This window comes from Ehrlichia chaffeensis str. Arkansas, from assembly GCF_000013145.1.
Classification (GTDB): domain Bacteria; phylum Pseudomonadota; class Alphaproteobacteria; order Rickettsiales; family Anaplasmataceae; genus Ehrlichia; species Ehrlichia chaffeensis.
On the sequence record NC_007799.1, the window covers coordinates 283936 to 304028 of the forward strand.

A 20093-nucleotide genomic window follows, 5' to 3' on the forward strand; every position below is an offset into this window, starting at 1 on the left:
TTATAGCGTTCTTTTTATAATATTTTAGATGTAGGTTCTTTTAGATTATTATCGGTTATGTAAGCATAAGGGCTGATCTTTTACATTTGTTATGAATAATTTCTTCAGCATGTGATATCCTAATGAAAGGCTGGTTTATAAAGGTATACAGTAATATAAGTAGATTTCAGTTTTTTAAAATCGTTGCTTCGTTCTTAGCAATATCTGTTTTCTTGTTTTTGATTATAACATACTGTGTTGTTTTTCATCATGATGATCCCCTTGGGCCTGATCATAGTAGGGCTATAAAGTTAGTATTCTTTGATTTGATATTATTTCTACTGTTGATTGCTAGTGTATCTCATAAGTTGATTAATATGTGGATACGAAGAAAAAGGGGACATTTAGGTTCTCATTTGCAAACAAAGATTATTCTAATGTTTTCAGTAGTAGCTGTTATTCCAACAATTGTGATTTCAGGTTTTTCTACTTTGTTTTTTAATTATAGTATTCAAGCTTGGTTTAATAAAAGGGTTGAAGCTGTAATGCATGAGTCTATCCAAGTGGCAGAGGCTTATTTAAGGGAGCATAAGAGAAATATTCGTTCTGATATTTTAGCTATTTCACATTATATATCTGATCACAAGATAATATTAAATTATGATACAGCAGCATTGCAAAATGTTGTGCAATCTAGGGCAGATTTATTAGGATTGGCTGAAATAATAATTTTTGAACCAAGTAGGATAGTAGCAAGTAATAAGTTTAGTTTTGTATTAAATTTTGATATGGTCCCATGGAATGACTTAGATAGAGTGGATAATGATAGGATTGTTATTATAATAAAAGAAAATATGATACGTGCTTTTCTTTTACTTGATAGATTCTCATCTACTTATATCATGGTAAGTCGTATTATAGATAGAAAAGTTATTTCTCATTTATCAGCAACGAAAGGAGCAGTTAAATCATATAGAGATCTGCAATCACAGATATCATCACTACAAATACAGTTTTCTATGATATTTATTTTAATATCGTTATTGTTATTATTGACTGCTATTTGGTACGGAATTAATTTTTCTGGTGACATAGTTCGTCCACTGTTGGATTTATTCTACGCTACACGTAAAGTTCAAAAGGGTGATTTATCTTTCAAGATAGAAGAAGGACGAGTTGGAGAAGAAATGTCTACGCTTGCACGTGCATTCAATCAAATGACGTCACAGCTTAGTAGCCAACGTTCACAATTGATAAAACTTTATCAAGATATGAATGAACGAAGAGAATTTATAGAAGCTGTTTTGTCAGGTGTTTCTTCTGGAATAATAGCAGTAAACTGTGCTGGTATAATTACTTTAATGAATGATAAAGCAAAGGAATTATTAGCTCCTAATGATATCCTACATGCAGAACTTGATGATGTATTTCCTGAAATATCTGAATTGATTAAAAGCTCTAAAATGCATGATGAAATTACTGTTTTGAGAAATAGAAAGTCTTTCACTTTATCTGTGAGAATAAAATTGCTTGGTAGTGTTAATAAAGGATATATTATTACATTTGATGATATTTCAAGTTTAGTTGATGCACAGAGATCAGCTGCATGGTCTGATGTTGCAAGAAGAATAGCTCATGAAATAAAAAATCCTATTACTCCAATATATCTTGCTGCTGAAAGATTAAGTAGCAAGTATCAGCATGAAATTATTTCTGATAAGGAAAGTTTTGGAAGATATATTGATACAATAATTCGCCATGTGACGAGTATTAGGTGTATTGTTGATGAGTTTGCAAAATTTGCGAAAATGTCGGATCCTGTGTTAATTAAACATGATATTTGTAGTGTAGTAAAAGAGTTGGCGTTTTCCGGGCAGTTTAGTCGTGGTGTTGTGCATTATGAGTTAGATATACCAAGTTATCCAATTTTTGTTGTATTAGATAAAAATCAGATAAATCATGTATTTATTAACTTGTTCAAGAATGCATGTGAATCAATTGATATGAAGTCTAATAGTATACAGGGACTGATAAAAATTAGTGTAGTTGATGATAGAGATTGTGTTAATGTGCAAATTCAGGATAATGGTGTAGGATTTCCAGAAGAACTTATGGAAAAGCTTACAGAACCTTATGTTACAACTCGTGTCCAAGGAACAGGATTAGGTTTATCCATAGTAAAAAAGATACTAGATGAACATAATGCAACAATAAGTTTCTATAATATAGAAGATGGTGGTCTGGTTAAGTTGACATTTGTAAAATGTCAGGATTGTGAAAATATTTAATGTAAATTTATAATATCCTATTATTAGCAGTTTTGTTTATCATTAAAGATACGATTAATATTAATTTGCTCAGGTCAATTTTAGATAGTTTTCAAGAGAAATAATGGTCTAATATAAATTGATAATATGCGTGAAAATGTTAGTATTTTATTGGTTATTTTTAATAGATATAAAAAGATTTTATATTAAGTATTTTTGCACTGAAATTATAAAGGTTTAAATTGTGAAGAAGAAAATAAGTATATGTTAATTGATACTGTCAAAGAATTAGAGCGTTTGTGTAATCAGCTGCTTGTATTGCAACCTAAATTTATTGCAGTTGATACTGAATTTGTAAGAAGTAGTAGTGAATATTATCCTAAATTATGTTTAATTCAAATTGCATATGGTAAAGAACAGTTTGTTATTGATGTTTTAGCGAAAGATATGGATTTATCAGTTTTAGGACATATTTTTTATAATGAAAGTATAATAAAAGTTTTTCATGATTGTAGACAAGATATAGATGCATTGTTAACAAAATTTCCAGAAATTCCTAGCCCTATATTTGATACTCAAATTGCTGCCATGTTTTGTTGTTGTTATGATAATGCAGTTGGATATTCTAAGTTAGTAGAGCAATTTTTAGGTATTTCATTAGATAAGCTGAGCTTGAAAAGATCTAATTGGGCGCTTCGACCATTATCTGCTGATAAAATCCAGTATGCACTTAACGATGTTATATATTTGTATGAGCTTTATCAAATATTATATAACAATTTATTAGATGCTGGAAAGTTACCTTGGTTTTTGGAAGAGATGAATAATATAGTGTTACAGGAAGTTAACTGTAATGATGTTTGTGATATTCCTGATTTTGGTTCTGATATGACAAAAGAGGAGATTATTGTTGTAAGATCTGTAATTGAATGGCGAGAAAGATTAGCAAAGTTTTTTAATCTTAATCGCGAATTTATATTAAAAAACAAGGTAATGCTATCTTTAGTTAGAGATTTTATAAAAAAAAGTGATATTAGTACTTTAGGTAAGTATATAAAGAAAGAATATTTATCATGTGATGCAGTGTCTGATCTTTTACAAGTTATTGATAATAATCAATCTGTTAATATTGATGAGTTACATTATGTAAGTGTTAATAGTTATAATAAGTCTGTTTTAAATGTGCTGCTTATATTGTTATATAATATGTGTTACAAAAATAATATCTCACAGAAGTTAGTTGCATCTAAAGGTGGCCTAATTAGGTTTCTTAACGGTAAGTTTAGTTATGTAATGAAAGGTTGGAGATATGAATTTTTTGGATGCGAAGTTGAGAAATTTATGCAAGGAAAATCTAAGATTATAGTCTCAGCACAAGTACTGGATAATGATTGTATGGATATTGTAACTACTTTGACGGAAATGTAGACTTGTTGTAAAGTAAGAACTCTGATAGATATTATAGGATACTGTAATTACTGGAGAAACGTATGTTAGTGCAGTAATAGCATAAAAAAATGTATGTGTTTCTAGTTACAGAGTAGTTGAAAGTTTATTGTGTGTCATGGTGAAAAATCCACATTATCTTGTATAATCTCATGTAATGTAAAATTTACTGTTTTACGTGTTGAAAAGGGATAATATATTGTAAAATAAGTATTTGTGTTGCGGTCAAATATATTATAAAGACTTTGTGAGATTGCTTATTATTAAAAATTGTGTGTTTGAGTGAAATTCAATTTTCACTTGATTGGGTATATTGTAACCATAAATCTTCAGTTAAAATCTGTACATTGAGAGATTGTGCTTTTTTATATTTTGATCCTGGATTGTTTCCTGCAATTAGGAAATCTGTATTTTTTGATAATGATGAAGAAACTTTTGCTCCTGCAGTTTCTGACCTTATTTTTGCTTCAGATCTTGACATACTTGATAATTCTCCAGTAAAAACTATGATCTTTCCATGAATGAGTGATAGATAAGAGCTAGACTGTGTATCTGTTATTGTTAGGTGTTTTACTAAATCATTAATCATATTTAAATTATGTGGTTGACTAAAAAACATTTTGAGTGAACCAATAGTTTTGGACCCTATCTGTTGTATGTTTAGCGAGTAATCTTCATTCTGTGCTAACTTGAGCATCTCATTATACCATGTTTCATATGATGAAAAATGGTTAGCTAGTATTTTTGCTATGTACTTTCCTATGAATCTTATTCCTAACGCAAAAATAAAATTTTCCAAGCTGATTACTTTACTGTTATTTATAGCAGAAAATAGGTTACTCATGGATTTTTCACCCCACCCATGTAATGACTCTAATTTTACGTCACTATTACTTATTTTTTCTTCTAATGTGAATATGTCGGTAATATTTGTTATTAATCTTTGTTCATAGAAAAATAAGAGCTGTTTTTTCCCAAATCCAATAATGTTAAAAGCGTCTTTTGAAACAAAATGCTTTATTTTTTCCAGGATTTGATCTTTACAAAATAATTCACCAGTACAGTATATTGATGCTTCTTGCTTTGCTTGATATACACTACTACCACATGATGGACATGTTGTTGGGAAAACGAATTTTGTTAGTTCTTGAGTTCTTAAATTTTTATCTACATCCACGATTTGAGGTATTACATCTCCTGCTCTTTTTACAATAACATAGTCGCCTTCACGTATATCTTTACGCTCTATTTCATTTTTGTTGTGTAAACTTGCTCTTGTAACTATGACCCCACCAATATTTATAGGAGAAAGTTCTGCAATGGGTGTAAGTACACCAGTCCTGCCAATTTGTATGGAAATTTTATTTAATTGGGTTTTTGCTTCTGCAGCAGGAAACTTATATGCTATAGCCCATCTTGGTGATTTACTTGTTGTTCCTAAGATATGTTGTGATTTGATATCGTTAACTTTGTATATTATACCATCAATATCATAGTTGATATTACTTCTATTGTTATAAACTTGATTGTAAAAATTAAAAGCCTCTTCAATATTATCTGTAGTAATAGTATGTTCATTTACACAAAAGCCCCAGATTTTTAATTGGTATAATAATTCTTCTTGTGTTAGACATGCAGTGTTGACTATTGTATACATAAAATATTTTAGTTTACGTTGGGCAGTAATGTTATGATCTAGTTGTCTTACAGATCCGGCTGCGGCGTTGCGTGGATTTGCAAAATTATTCCCATCATTATTAAGTTGTATAAAATCACAGCGATCTATATATATTTCTCCCCTGACTTCTAGAAGATCTGGTGCATTGTGAATAATATGTGGTAGATTTTTTATAGTTTTGACATTGGTTGTAATATTTTCACCAAAATATCCATTACCTCTTGTGGATGCTTGATAGATTTCTCCTTTTTTATATATGACGGAAAATGATAGTCCATCAATTTTTAATTCGCAAGATAATGGTATTGATTGATTGTCATTGATGTTTAAGAACTTTTTAGTTCTTGTGATGAATTTCTCTACATCTTGTTGATTAAAAGCGTTATCTAAGGAAAACATTTTCTCTTCATGTTTAACCTTAGCAAACTTTGTGTCTGGAGAACTACCTATATTGTTTTGGTAATCGTTACTTTGTGTGAGTTTTGGAAAGGCGTTAAGAATTAAATTTCTTTTGCGACATAACTCATCATATTCAGCATCACTGATTTCTGGATTGTCCTGTACATAATAAAGAACATCATGGTGCTGTATTTGCTTATTTAATTTATCTAACTCTAATTTAGCTTTTTCCTGGTCGACCATAATTAGTATAAATAAACAATTTTGTGCTATTGAGCTACAATTAAATTATTTTTACTAAGTAATTCTTGTAGTTCTCCATTGTGATACATTTCCTTAACTATATCACACCCACCAATAAATTCACCTTTAACGTATAGCTGTGGAATAGTAGGCCAGTTTGTAAATTCTTTTATAGCTTCACGTAATTCTAAGCTTTCTAATACATTAATGCTCTTGAATTTAACATTCATTTTTTTTAAGATACTAACTACTACACTAGAAAATCCACATTGTGGAAAATCAGCATCACCTTTCATGTATAAAACTACATCATTATTTTCTATATCATGTTTTATTTTATCCATTATATCATTTGTCATAGTTATTACTTACATCCTGTTTGTATTTGTATTGCATGTATGTTTAATCCGTCTAGTACTTTATATATCATTCTATGTTGTTCCAATTTTGACTTTCCTTGAAACTGACTTGAAATTACTTTAATCGAGTAGTGATTATTATCACCTACAAGGCTAGTAACAGTTATTTCAGCTTCTGGAAAAGCATTCCTTATTAGAAGCTCCAACTGAGATTGCGTAACAGTCATTATTTAACAAGATCATAGATTGATATAAAACTTTTTACTATAACATGTTTTAGTGTAGAGGTAAATAGTTTTAAAGCAAAGCTATTGTATGTAATATATGATGGTCCTATGACTTTTATAGTTGTTGAGAGCTATGCTTATTGTTAATTTGTGAAAGTACATATTATGTTTGGGTATTAAGATATTATTATTTATGAGTAATATCATAAATACATTGAGCATAGCATTATTGTATAATCTTTAGTATTTGATTTTCCCATGTATCTCTAGATACACTACCGTGTATGTGTAGTAATATTTTGCCATTTTTATCAAATATAAAAGTTTCAGGTACTCCTGTTACTCCTAGTACATTTCCAGTTTTACCTGAATAATCTTTTGCTATTTTGGTATATGGATCTCCATGTTTTTTTAGCCATTCTTGTACTTTATATTCAGTATCAAGGTAATTTATTCCGTATATTTTTATTGTTTTTTTCTCAGCAATTTCTAACCATAAACTGTGTTCTTCTTGGCATGTCGTGCACCAAGAGGCGAATACATTGAGTATGTATGGTTGTCCAATTAAGTCGTTTGTATCAAATACTTGATCTTCTGTAAAAAGTATAGGTAGTACTACTCTGTTTGTAGTATCAGTGATAGTATTTTGGTTTAATAAAACTTTTGTGAGTATCACGGTAAAGGTTAAGAAACATACTAGTAAAGCTGTAGCAATTATTCTCATAGTTCAATAAGATATTTTTTTAATGTTTTTATATGACCTATTTCTACGATATTGATATCGGAAAAGATATGTTTATTATTAAGTGGAATAATAGCTTTTGTAAAGCCTAGTTTGTGGGCTTCCTTTAAGCGTGCATCAATATTTGATATATTTCTTACTTCTCCTGACAGGGCAATTTCTCCTAATATTATTGTTAAAGATGGAATAGCTATGTTAATAAAACTTGATATTAAGGATGCTGCAATGGCTAAATCTGCAGCTGGTTCACATATTTTTAATCCACCAGCAATGTTAAGATATACTTCTTTATCTCCTAGAAATATGTTACATTTTGCACTTAATACAGCAATGATCATTGCTAGCCTATTAACATCCCACCCAACTACTGCTCTTCTTGGGGTGACCATATTTGTATTTGCAATTAGTGACTGTATTTCCATTAATATAGGTCTTGAGCCTTCAATGCCAGCAAAAACTGCACTACCAACTATATTGTTGTTCTGTGACCTAGCTAGAAAAAGAGATGAAGGATTTTTTATAGGTATTAGTCCTTTATCAGACATCTCAAATACACCTATTTCATTAGTAGGTCCAAATCTATTTTTTACTGTGCGTAAAATACGTAATTGATTATTATTTTCTCCTTCAAAATATAATACTGTATCTACCATATGCTCTAATGTTTTTGGTCCAGCTATTTGACCATCTTTTGTTATTTGTCCGAGTATGAATAGTATTATATTGTGTTGCTTTGTGAATGTGATTAATTCGTGAGTACACATACGTATCTGTACTACTGTTCCAGGTGATGATGATATCCTAGTATCATATATAGTTTGTATTGAATCAATAACAACGCATTTAAAATCTTTGTTTTTTTTAAGGGAAAAGATAATATCTGATAATGATGAAGTAGATAATAATTGAATGTTGGACTGGGTGATTTGTAATCGATCTGCTCTAATTTTGATCTGATCTATGGATTCTTCACCTGATACATAAAGACATGTGGAAAAATGTTTATCTAAGATTGCCGTTAATTGTAATAAAAGTGTTGATTTTCCTACACCAGGTTCTCCTCCTACAAGGGTGCTACTCCCTAATACTATACCACCTCCAAATACTCTATCTAATTCACTTATTTTAGTAATAAAGCGTGATGGAGCTAGTGTATTTTTGTCAGATAATGAACTCAGTTTTACTTCAGAACTATGTTGTGTATTGATTAAATGTTCTGTGCCTGTTTCCTCAATAATACTATCCCAGTTACCACATGCATTGCATTTACCAGTCCACCTATGTGTTTGATTTCCGCAAACTTGGCAGACATAGAAGGTTTTTGTAGACATACCTATAGATTATAAAGTTGTGTTGTCCTTGACATTGATCTTAACAAATAAAAAGTATATTCGCTACTGTAAGTTTTTTTTATATGATTTTATGCTTTTGGTTAGGATATATAGGAAGAGTAGATATTTCATTATTAGGTTAAATTATCTTATTGTATTAACAGTTTGTGGACAGTGTTTTTGATGTACATCAACAAAAGTATAATTTTAATTAATACCTGTGAAATATTAAAATAGCACTTATATAGTATACATTAAAGCAATTTCCAAAATAGTTAAGTAAATATCAATGCATGAGGAAAAAACAAAGATTTTTACTAAAACTGTAGCATAATTTATTAAATGGTTTTAATTTAGATTAATTGAGATATACATATACTTTTTTTGTATTAAGTATATTTTAGGAAAATGCGGATATTACTTAGAGGTCATATTTTATTGACGTGAAAAGTATGTAGTGTTATTAACTGATAAAGTGTCATGAAGGGAATTAATTATATAATGAAAAAGGAAGCACAACATATACAAAATTTAATAGATAGAGAGTTGGATTCCTCTAAACCAATTGATGAAGGTCATAAAATTACTGGTTATACAGTGAGTTTTATAGCGTTTTTATGGGCTTGTTTTCAATTATTTATAGCATCTCCATTACCTTTTTGGTTAGTAAATTGTGGGTTGGAGTGGGCAGTACTTCCTGATATTAAATCTCGGGCTATTCATTTAGCATTTGCCTTTTCCTTATTATTTTTGTTTTTGCCAATATCTAAGAATTCTAATCGAGGATTTAGAGCATTAGATTGGATTTCTTCAATATTATCATGTGTAACGGTATTATATATTGTTGCGTTTTATGAAGATCTATCATTTAGGATTGCAATGCCTAATGATATTGATTTGATTGTAGCATTTTTTGGACTTTTGTTTCTATTAGAAGGAGCAAGGAGAGCGATAGGAATTCCTATATCTATTATTGCTATAGCATTTTTAGTGTATGCTTATCTAGGAAAATATATGCCAGATATTATTGCACATAAAGGACATAATTTTTCTGCTATAGCATCTCATGAGTGGTTATCTTCTGAAGGAGTATTTGGTGTAGCACTTGCTGTGTCATCTAACTTTGTATTTTTATATGTTTTGTTTGGCGCTTTTCTGGATAAAGCAGGAGCTGGAAATTTTTTTATTAAACTTTCTTTTGCTTTACTTGGTAGATTTGTTGGTGGTCCAGCTAAGGCTGCAGTTATTGCCTCTGGTTTTATGGGTATGATGTCTGGCTCTTCAGTTGCTAATACCATTACTATAGGTTCTTTTACAATTCCTTTAATGAAAAAAATGGGTCTTAGTCCTGAAAAGGCAGCTGCGATAGAAGTATCAGCTGGTGTTAATGGACAAATTATGCCTCCAGTTATGGGTGCAGCAGCATTTTTAATGTCTGAATTCTTATCTATTCCTTATGCTACTATTGTAAAGTATGCTTTTGTTCCTGCAGTTATGGTATATGTTACTTTGCTTTATATTGTACACTTAGAAGCATGTAAGTTAGATATGCGTCCTGTACTTGACCTAACTAAAGCAAGATCTATTTATTTAAGTGTTTTAAGATTTCTTATAGCTATTGCCTGTTTGGTTGTTTTTTCGTGTATCGTTTATGTACTAATAGAAGGGATTAGTATATATGGATTCTATGTACCTGGTATTAAAGCAATATTTTTAGATAAAAGTATATATTGTATATCATTGGTTATAGTGTCTGTGTATGTTGCCATATTATTTTATCAGTTCAAGGGTAAGAGAAGTAATATTGAAGGTGTTGAAGAGGAAAAGAAATATCCAAAATTATCAGAAACTTTTAAGTATGGTATTCATTATTTTATTCCAATTTTTATTTTAATATGGTGCTTAATTGTTGAGAAATTATCTTCTGCTTTAGCTTGTTTTTGGACGAATTTATTTTTGATATTTATCTTGCTTACTAGAGATGTAATATATACTTTGTTTAATAAGCAATTATCAAGCTTATGTTCTGTATTTTGTGGAAGTGTTAAGCAAGTATATGAAGCTATGGTCATGGCTTCTAAAAATATGATCGCTATTGCAGTGGCAACTAGTGCAGCAGGGATAATAGTAGGAGCGGTATCATTAACTGGATTTGGTTTATCAATTAGTGGCTTACTTGATTCTATAGCTCATGGTAGTTTGTTCCTTACTTTGTTAGTGACAGCAGTAATATGTATAGTATTAGGTATGGGCATGCCTGCAACAGGATGCTATATTATAGTATCTACGCTTATGGCTCCAATTTTAACTTCTGTTATACATAAGACTGGTTTGTATGTTCCTCAGATAGCTATTCATTTATTTGTGTTTTATTTCGGAATTATGGCAGATGTAACTCCTCCCGTAGGGATAGCTTCTTATGCTGCAGCTGCTATTGCGAAAGGTAATGCATTTAAAACAGGAGTACAATCTTTCTTGTACAATATAAGAACAATGATTGTTCCTTTTTTGTTTATATTTAATAATGAGCTCATTTTATATGATATTACAAATATCTGGAATAATATATTTGTAATTTTTGTCTCTTTGGTTGGTATATTAAGTATTTCTGCAGCAATGCAAGGGTACTTTATTAGGAAAAATAAGTTATACGAGTCTATTATGCTTTTAATGTTGGGGATAATACTGATTATGCCTAATTATATTGCTAAATTATTTGTATCTCCTTATGATACTGTACCATTTTCTAAATTAAATGATACCTTAGTAGTTTTTAAAGATAGTTCTGTGAGACTTACTGTAGAAGCGAGTAATCAACCTGATAAAGTAAGGAAAGAAGTAATTATTCCATTAAAAGATAAGATAGAAGATTCTGAATATCGCGGTACATTATTTGATTTATTAAGCCGAAATGTTGGTATTACTGTTGATCTCAATAACACGTCTGATGGCTATCTAAGAGTTAAAGAGATAGCAAGTTGGAGTTATATAGAACCATCTGATATGGATGATAGTTATTCCATTGTAGAATTAGCATTATCGTTAAAAAAGCATTATCATGTTACTTATGTTTACTTGATAGCTGTTATATTACTAACTACAGTGATCTTTTTACAAACTAGAAAGAGTAATTTTATAAGACAGGAATAGGTTTATGCTAGATATAGCAGTAATTGGGATTATATTATTGTCAGTTGTAATTGGTCTTTTTAGGGGTTTTATTAAGGAAATATTTGGATTATGTGGTATCTGTGTATCAATATTGTTGACTATGCGATATCGAAGTTATTTTTCTGGCTTGTATGGTCAATATGTTGTTTCTGACATTATATCGGAGATTTTATCTACAATTACTGTTTTTATTTTGATCACTGTTGCTATTATTGTTGTTAATGGGTGGATTATGCACCTTTTATCTTCAGCAAGATGTACTGTGATTGATAGATTTGGTGGATTGTTAATAGGGTTCATAAAAGGAGTAGTTTTTTCTTATTTTCTATTTTTTATCATAGAAACCTCTTGTTATGCATTATTACCTGCTGCAGAGAAAGAAGATGATGAAGTATTGCCTACTTGGTTTGTGAATTCATATTATTATAATATATTTTATATCTTTAATACTTATGTAGATGAAATAATGCCAGAATCTACTCATGAGAAGATTCAAGAAGTAGAATCTGCAGTGCAGGATATTCTTGAGAAAAAATATACTGCTAGTAATGTAAAAAAGAAGAACTACAAACGTGTAGAAAGGGATATGACTAAGAAAATATAAGCTTATTAGCTGATAGCATTATCTAGTGTATGTCAAATAATAAAAACATTTGATTAGAAAAATAATTAACTTGATTATAATGTAATATTTTATATAATGGCGTAGTTAGTTTTTGTTAAGGAGAAGACGTGCCTTTATATGAATTTACTTTTATAGCACAACAAGGTTTGACTCAGTATGAGTTAGAAGGGTTGGTTAAAGGGTTATCGTCCTTGTTAACAAAAAATGGTGCTGAGCTTCTTAAGTATGAGTATTGGGGGCTTTTAGATTTTGCTTATACCATAGATAAGATGAATAAAGGGCATTATTGCATGATATATATAAAAGCAACTCCTAGCAGCATGGATGAGTTTAAGCGTAAAGTCAGGTTAAATGAAGATATTTTACGTTTTCTGTGTCTTAAGAAAGATAAGTTACCAAAAGGTGATTCTTTGATGATACAAGCAAGTCAAGTATAGTTGGATATTTATTATGTTGAAAAAAAATAAGAAAGCAAATTCTAATAATTCGGGAGCGACTGCTTATTCTCCATTAGCTTATCTCAAAAGACCGTACTTTAAGAGGTCTAAGGCTTGTCCGTTAGAACAATGTCCTAATGAAGATATAGATTATAAAAATAAAGGTCTGCTATCTAAATTTACCTCAGAATATGGGCGCATATTACCTAGTAGGATTACTTCTGTTTCATCTAGGAAACAAAGGTTATTGTCTACTGCTGTAAAAAGAGCTCGTTACTTAGCTTTATTGCCTTATTGTTGATATTTTTTATAGGTTAATATGTTATCAGTTATTCTAAAAGAAAGTGTTAGAAATCTTGGTAAAGCAGGGATGGTTCTTAAAGTTAAGCCAGGGTATGCTAGGTACTTGCTGACACAGAAAAAAGCAGTTAGAGCAACTAAGGAGAATTTAAAAAGCTTAGAGGAGCAGTACTTATTTATTGAAAAAGAAAATTTAGAAAAGTTAGAGGCAGCTAAGGTTTTAAAAGCATCCTTAGAAGATGAGTTCTTAATTATAACTAGGCAAGCAGCTGATGATGGGAAACTTTTTGGTTCTGTAACCCCAAAGTGTATATCTAAGTTGTTATCTGATAAGGGGTATAATATACATTACCGTAATATATTTTTTTACTCTGTAATTAAATACATTGGTGAATATGTAGTTAATTTAGAATTACATCCTGATTTAGTTCTTCCTATTACACTTTATGTAGTTAAGAATGATTTAGGAGCTATGCAAGCACAAAAGTTGCATGCAGAAAAGAAAAGAAAGATAGAAGAAGGGAAAGTTGAAAAAGGAAGTTGTACTGAGGGTGAAAGTTTAGAACTTGGTAGCGTTGATAATGATATAAATAGCGGTAATGTAGACAGTAATGAGAGTGAGAAACAGGATAGCGTTTCTGAATAACACTTTAAGTTGTATCTAATTGTAATAGCGCTGTTAAGAGTTTTTTATAATTTATTACGGGGTTCTTTCTATGGTTGGGTATATCTTAGATGATGATTTACAGGAAGTTGATGCTGAGGTTTTTAATTGTATTTCTGGAGAGTTAAATCGACAAAATTCTGGACTACAGTTAATAGCGTCAGAAAATTTTGTGAGTAAGGCAGTATTGCAAGCTCAGGGTTCTATATTTACAAATAAGTATGCTGAAGGTTATCCAGGAAAAAGATATTATTGTGGATGTCATTTTGCAGATATTGTAGAAAATTTGGCAATAGAACGTTTATGTCGATTGTTTGGATGTAAATTTGCAAATGTTCAACCGCATTCTGGTTCACAAGCTAATCAAGGAGTATTTGCTGCATTGTTAAAGCCAGGTGACACTGTCATTGGTATGTCACTTGATTGTGGTGGTCATTTAACTCATGGTTCTGCTCCTAGTATTTCTGGAAAGTGGTTTAATGCTGTGCAGTATCAAGTTGATCGTGATACTGGTTTAATAGATATGGATGAAATAGAGAAGTTAGCTGTTGAACATAATCCATCATTAATTATTGCTGGTTCATCTTCTTATCCTCGTGTAATAGATTTTAAAAGGTTTAGGGAAATAGCTGATAAAGTGGGAGCATATCTTCTAGCTGATATAGCGCATTATGCTGGGTTAATTGCTGCTGGAGAATTTCCTTCGCCTGTTGAATATGCTCATGTTATTACGTCTACTACTCACAAGACATTGCGTGGCCCTAGGGGAGCAGTGATAATGACTAATTATGAAGATATCCATAAGAAAATTCAATCTTCTATTTTTCCTGGTATGCAGGGTGGTCCGTTAATGCATGTTATTGCTGCTAAAGCTGTAGCATTTGCAGAAGCATTGAAACCTGAGTTTAAAGATTATGCGAAACAAATAATAAAAAATTCTAAGGCTTTGGGTGAAGTATTTAAAGAAAGAGGGCTTGATCTTGTGACAGGTGGTACAGATTCTCATATGGTTGTTCTTGATTTACGTTCAAAAAGTGTTACAGGTAAAGATGCAGTTCTTGCTTTAGAAAAACTAGGAATTATTTGTAATAAAAATGCTATTCCTTTTGATCCAGAAAAGCCTTTTGTAACTTCTGGTTTACGTTTTGGTAGTGCTGCTGAGACTTCCAGAGGGTTACAAGAATCAGAATTTAGGGAAATTGGCAGTATGGTTTGTGATGTTATTGATAGTTTAAAAGCTAGTGATAGTGTTAGATTATCTGTTGAAAGAGATATAATAAAAAGAGTTAAGGAATTAACTTCTAATTTTATTTAGTTAAGTCAATGTAAAATGATATTTAAAAATGTAAATAATTTAGTTTTTATTTACATACTTTTTTAAATGTGATTAACATATAATTAGCTATATTTTTGATTTGCTAGAAAGGTTCATGTTATATAAGTAACGTTGCTATAAGCTGAATGGTAGGGGGCATGTCGCATTCTTTATGTATATCTGATTTTCAAAATTTATCTTGTAATCTCTTAAATACTTTAACTGCAATGGTAGATAAAGTAGATGTTGATGGAGTGTTGGAGTGTGAAAATTATGACGGATTAGTAAAAATATCCGATAGTAAAGGTAATGTGTATGTTATTAACAAACATGATCCTTCTATGCAAATTTGGATTGCTTCACCTATTAGTGGATCAGTAAGATTTAATTATGATAGATGCTCGGGTACGTGGATAAGTAATAAAAATGATGAGTTGTTTGATTTGTTTAAATCTGAAATGAAAGTATTGTTTAATATTGTGATATAAAAATGAAAGTGTTATTTCAATTTGTAAGACCTCATTTATTATACTTTATATTTGCGTATTTAGTTGTAGCTGTTTCTTCTATATCAATTTTAGCATTTTTTTATGAGTTACGTAATTTAGTAGACTTGTGTATTGCAACTTCTGATGTTGCAGCCATAAATAATGCCTTGTTGTTTTTGTTTAGTATAGTTTTAATAGTAGGGTTATCATCCTTTTTGCGGTTATGGCTTACTGGTTATGTGAGTGAGAAAGTTATTCTTGATATTAGAATAAAATTGTATAATAAAATTATACATTTTTCTCCCAGGTTTTTTGAAAATAATAGTATATCAAGTTTAATTACACGATTAATGGCAGATACAGCAACACTGCAAGTTATTTTAAGTACTAGTATGTCGACAATACTTAGGAATACAACAACTTTGCTTGGTAGTGTTGTGATGTTAGTACATACCAATGTTAAGTTGACTATGTATACTGTGATAATTACTCCTATTATTCTGATAATCTTAGCTTTCTTCGGTAAAAAAGTGAAGGTATTATTACGTAAGGTACGCGTAAATCTGGATAATGTAACTTCTTTTGTTGAGGAAACATGTCGTGGAATATATGTTATCCAATCTTTTTCGAGAGAAGATATAACAAAGCAAAAGTTTTCAAATTTGCTTGCTAATACACTAAGTATGACAAATAGATATATTGTTTTACGTGCATTACTAGTTACATTAGTTATAACGCTTACAATGCTTTCTATAGGATTTGTCCTATCTTTTGGAATAAGAGAAGTATTGAATGGTAATATGACTGTTGGTTCTCTTTTTTCTTTTATATTTTATGCAATAATAGCTGCTAGTTCAATGAATAATATGGGAGATAATTTTAATGATATACAGAAAGCTGTGAAAATTTCAGAAGATATTTCTAAAATGTTGTTGATGCAGACAGATATTATTGAAGTAAAAGATCCATATAAAATTCAGGAAGTACAAGATAAAATTTCAATAAACAATGTCACTTTTTATTACCCTAGTAAACCTGATAATCCTGCATTAAAAAATGTATCATTTACTATTGAGAAAGGTCAAGTTGTTGCTTTGGTTGGACCATCTGGTAGTGGTAAGAGTACAATAGTGAATATATTGTTACGTTTTTATGATGTGAATATAGGTAATATTACTATTGATGGTATGGATATAAAGAAATTATCCTTAATGAATTTACGTTCTCTATTTAGCATTATTCCTCAAAGTCATATAATGTTTTCCGGAACAATATGGGATAATATAACTTATGGGGTAACTAATGCTGAATACGAAGATGTAAGAAATGCAGCAAAAATAGCTTGTATTCTTGATTTTGTAGAAAGTTTACCAGATAAATTTGATTCTTTAGTTGGAGAAAGGGGGTTGTGTTTATCTGAAGGACAAAAACAAAGAATTGCTATAGCAAGAGCTGTTTTAAAGGATTCAGGTGTCCTTGTATTAGATGAAGCAACATCATCTTTGGATTCGAAAAATGAACAACTCATACATGATGCTTTAGATAATTTAAGGAATAATAGAACAATACTTGTTATAGCCCATAGGTTGTCAACTATTCTTAAGGCAGATAAGATAATTGTTTTTAATAATGGATGTATTGATGATATAGGTACTCATAAGTCATTAATGCAGAAGCCAAATGGTTTGTATGCGAAATTAGCAAAATTGCAGTTATCAAATGATAGTTTTTCAGAGGATATTTAATTAGTAAAGATGACTTCTGTTGGGGGGTGATATTCTAAAACCTTCTGATGAATAAGGCTGTTATGGTTTGTAGAAATTATATTTTAATTTACTATGCTTAGACTTATAAAGTTTGTTTTTAGTGGTGTATATGTGCTATTGGTATTGTAATCTAGTGGATGCATTTAGAATGAGTAGTATGAAAAAAAGTATATTTTTTCATTAGTTTTCTGTGCTATAAATTTGTAGGAGTTGTTTTTGTTAAAATGGTAGGAATTGTTTTTACAAAGTTTATATGTAGTTAATTTATAGATATATTTTCAAAATGTTTGTAAAAAAGGAAGCATAGAAGTGAAAGAAATATACTCTATTGCTTTACCTGAGGGTAGATATATTTTAATCTTAGGTGTAAGAATGCTTTTGCAAGATAAAAGTTGGATTATTATTGCTGGATAGTATTAGCTTTATTTTATATATGAAATATAAGGTCTAAAAGTAATAGTATTGTAAACTGGAGTGAAATCTATAGATGTCTGTAAAATATGTATAAGAATTTTTATACGATGAAGGAACTACTTATTAAGACATTTTTAGCTTCATAGATGATGTTTTTTGGAGAATGTTATCTGTCCATAATTGTTAGGTGTAGTGGCAATAGGTACAGTGCGACTAGCAATTTACAATTATTAATTTTCTAGATTTTGTAAAGATTTTAGTCATTTTTTACTAACAAATGTTAATACTGTCTGTAATTAGTTTTTTAATAAGATTGCAAGTTATATTGTGAAGTTATTTAACATAGGAATTATATTGACTCATTGTGTTATTGTGGTAGCCTAATTATATTTATTATTTAAGTATTATTTATTGTAATGTCTGGTTCTGCATATGATATTATAAATCATGAATATGATGTTGTAATAGTAGGAGCTGGAGGAGCAGGTTTAAGAGCAACTTTTGGTATGACTAATGTTGGTTTATCAGTTGCATGTATATCTAAAGTTTTTCCTACACGAAGTCATACAGTAGCAGCTCAAGGTGGTATTAGTGCTGCGTTAGGTAATGTTTCTGAAGATGACTGGAGATGGCATATGTTTGATACGGTCAAAGGTTCAGATTGGCTTGGAGACCAAGATGCTATTGAATATATGTGTAAAAATGCGGCAGAAGCTGTAATTGAGCTTGAACGTTATGGAGTTCCTTTTTCTCGTACTAGTGATGGTAAAATATATCAGCGTCCTTTTGGTGGTATGACTACAGAGTTTGGTAAAGGTAAGCCAGCAGTACGTACGTGTGCTGCATCTGATAAAACAGGTCATGCAATACTTCACACATTGTATCAGCAATCTTTAAAGTATAATGCTAAGTTTTTTGTAGAGTATTTTGCTATTGATTTAATAATGGATGAAGAAGGCCAGTGTAAGGGTGTATTAGCATGGTCTTTGTGTGATGGTACGTTACATAGATTTCGTGCTCATATTGTTGTTCTTGCTACAGGTGGTTATGGAAGGATATATTTTTCTGCTACTAGTGCACACACTTGTACTGGTGATGGGGGAGGTATGGTATCCCGTATTAATTTGCCGCTGGAAGATATGGAATTTGTACAATTTCACCCGACTGGAATATATGGTGCTGGATGTTTGATAACAGAAGGTTGCAGAGGGGAAGGTGGATATTTAATTAATTCTGAGGGAGAAAGATTTATGGAGCGCTATGCTCCAAAAGCTAAAGATTTGGCATCTCGTGATGTTGTTAGTAGAGCAATGACTTTAGAGATTAGAGAAGGTCGTGGTGTTGGTCCAAAAAAAGATCATGTATATTTGTCTATATCTCATTTAGGTGCAAAAGTTATCAGTGAAAGATTGCCAGGTATTCGTGAGACTGCACGTACTTTTGCTGGAGTAGATGTTATAAAGGAGCCAATACCAGTTTTACCAACTGTTCATTACAATATGGGGGGTATCCCTACAAATTATCATGGTGAAGTTGTAACTTTAAGCAATAATACAGAGCAGATAATACCTGGGCTTTTTGCTATAGGAGAAGCAGCGTGTGTATCTGTACATGGTGCTAACCGTTTAGGGTCTAATTCATTGCTTGATTTAGTAGTTTTTGGAAGAGCTGCAGCAATTAGAGCAAAAGAGTTAATCAAACCCGGAATGTTACATGCTCCAGTGCAGAAGTCATCAGAAGAGTGGATAATTGATAGGTTTGATGCGTTAAGGTTTTCAAAAGGAAGTTTACGTGTATCAGAAATACGTAGTAACATGCAAAATGTAATGCAAAATCATGCAGCTGTTTTCCGTACAGAAGAAGTGCTTGAAGAAGGCAAGCAAAAGATAAGAAGTGTTGCTGAGTCTCTGTCTGAAATTGCGGTTAAAGATAGAAGTATGATATGGAATAGTGATTTGGTTGAAGCATTAGAGTTAACTAATATGATGCCGCAAGCAGTCGTAACAATGGAATGTGCTGCAAATCGTCAAGAAAGTAGAGGGGCTCATGCACGTGAAGATTTCCCTGATCGTGATGATGAGAATTGGATGAAACATAGCTTAGCATGGTATAATTCTACAGATTGTTCTGTACATATAAAGTATAAAGATGTTGCTAAAGCAACTTTAACAGATGATGTTCAGTATTTTCCTCCACAAAAAAGAGTATATTAATACTATCTATATAGTTATATGGTGGTTAT

The 20093-nt window shown here is 30.8% G+C and carries 16 protein-coding genes; 11 read left to right on the forward strand and 5 right to left on the reverse strand.

Going from position 1 to position 20093, the window contains the following annotated elements:
- Positions 1–122: 122 nt before the first annotated feature.
- Positions 123–2267, forward strand: a complete 2145-nt coding sequence (locus ECH_RS01200; RefSeq protein WP_006010666.1) for a sensor histidine kinase NtrY-like — start codon at positions 123–125, stop codon at positions 2265–2267.
- 243 nt (positions 2268–2510) lie between these two features.
- Positions 2511–3674: a ribonuclease D gene (locus ECH_RS01205; protein ID WP_011452521.1), complete on the forward strand. Its 1164-nt coding sequence runs from the start codon at positions 2511–2513 to the stop codon at positions 3672–3674.
- Between the two features lie 307 nt (positions 3675–3981).
- Here ECH_RS01205 and ligA read toward each other — a convergent pair whose 3' ends face one another.
- From ligA to radA, 5 genes are all read right to left on the reverse strand, one after another.
- Positions 3982–6012 (reverse strand): NAD-dependent DNA ligase LigA, encoded by a 2031-nt coding sequence (gene ligA, locus ECH_RS01210; protein WP_011452522.1) that lies wholly within the window; start codon positions 6010–6012, stop codon positions 3982–3984.
- Positions 6013–6038: 26 nt separating this feature from the next.
- The gene (gene grxD / locus ECH_RS01215; protein ID WP_006011361.1) at positions 6039–6371 is read right to left on the reverse strand and encodes a Grx4 family monothiol glutaredoxin; all 333 of its coding nucleotides are present in this window, start codon (positions 6369–6371) and stop codon (positions 6039–6041) included.
- 5 nt (positions 6372–6376) lie between these two features.
- Complete coding sequence (locus ECH_RS01220) at positions 6377–6598, reverse strand: BolA/IbaG family iron-sulfur metabolism protein (protein WP_006011371.1); 222 nt, start codon at positions 6596–6598, stop codon at positions 6377–6379.
- A gap of 226 nt (positions 6599–6824) precedes the next feature.
- Positions 6825–7322: a DsbE family thiol:disulfide interchange protein gene (locus ECH_RS01225; protein WP_011452523.1), complete on the reverse strand. Its 498-nt coding sequence runs from the start codon at positions 7320–7322 to the stop codon at positions 6825–6827.
- On the reverse strand, positions 7319–8671 hold the full coding sequence (gene radA, locus ECH_RS01230) for a DNA repair protein RadA (RefSeq protein ID WP_011452524.1): 1353 nt from the start codon (positions 8669–8671) through the stop codon (positions 7319–7321). The genes ECH_RS01225 and radA overlap by 4 nt, the downstream gene beginning before the upstream one ends.
- A gap of 501 nt (positions 8672–9172) precedes the next feature.
- Between radA and ECH_RS01235 the strand changes: the two genes are divergently transcribed.
- The 9 genes from ECH_RS01235 to sdhA all read left to right on the forward strand — a co-directional run bounded on the left by ECH_RS01235 (position 9173) and on the right by sdhA (position 20064).
- Entirely contained in the window at positions 9173–11821 is a 2649-nt protein-coding gene (locus ECH_RS01235) for a TRAP transporter permease (RefSeq protein ID WP_011452525.1), read from the forward strand.
- A 4-nt stretch (positions 11822–11825) separates the two neighbouring features.
- Positions 11826–12446: a CvpA family protein gene (locus ECH_RS01240; RefSeq protein WP_011452526.1), complete on the forward strand. Its 621-nt coding sequence runs from the start codon at positions 11826–11828 to the stop codon at positions 12444–12446.
- Positions 12447–12574: 128 nt separating this feature from the next.
- Complete coding sequence (gene rpsF / locus ECH_RS01245) at positions 12575–12904, forward strand: 30S ribosomal protein S6 (RefSeq protein WP_006011331.1); 330 nt, start codon at positions 12575–12577, stop codon at positions 12902–12904.
- Positions 12905–12917: 13 nt separating this feature from the next.
- The gene (gene rpsR, locus ECH_RS01250) at positions 12918–13205 is read left to right on the forward strand and encodes a 30S ribosomal protein S18 (RefSeq protein ID WP_006011333.1); all 288 of its coding nucleotides are present in this window, start codon (positions 12918–12920) and stop codon (positions 13203–13205) included.
- A gap of 18 nt (positions 13206–13223) precedes the next feature.
- A complete protein-coding gene (gene rplI / locus ECH_RS01255; protein ID WP_006011335.1) occupies positions 13224–13850 on the forward strand; it encodes a 50S ribosomal protein L9 in 627 nt (208 codons plus the stop codon).
- Between the two features lie 70 nt (positions 13851–13920).
- Positions 13921–15183: a serine hydroxymethyltransferase gene (gene glyA, locus ECH_RS01260; protein ID WP_006011337.1), complete on the forward strand. Its 1263-nt coding sequence runs from the start codon at positions 13921–13923 to the stop codon at positions 15181–15183.
- Between the two features lie 158 nt (positions 15184–15341).
- Entirely contained in the window at positions 15342–15671 is a 330-nt protein-coding gene (cyaY, locus tag ECH_RS01265) for an iron donor protein CyaY (RefSeq protein ID WP_011452527.1), read from the forward strand.
- 2 nt (positions 15672–15673) lie between these two features.
- Positions 15674–17416 (forward strand): ABC transporter ATP-binding protein, encoded by a 1743-nt coding sequence (locus ECH_RS01270; RefSeq protein WP_011452528.1) that lies wholly within the window; start codon positions 15674–15676, stop codon positions 17414–17416.
- Between the two features lie 851 nt (positions 17417–18267).
- Positions 18268–20064 carry a succinate dehydrogenase flavoprotein subunit gene (gene sdhA, locus ECH_RS01275; RefSeq protein WP_011452530.1) on the forward strand — a complete coding sequence of 599 codons (1797 nt, stop codon included), beginning with the start codon at positions 18268–18270 and terminating at the stop codon, positions 20062–20064.
- The last annotated feature ends 29 nt before the right edge of the window (positions 20065–20093 follow it).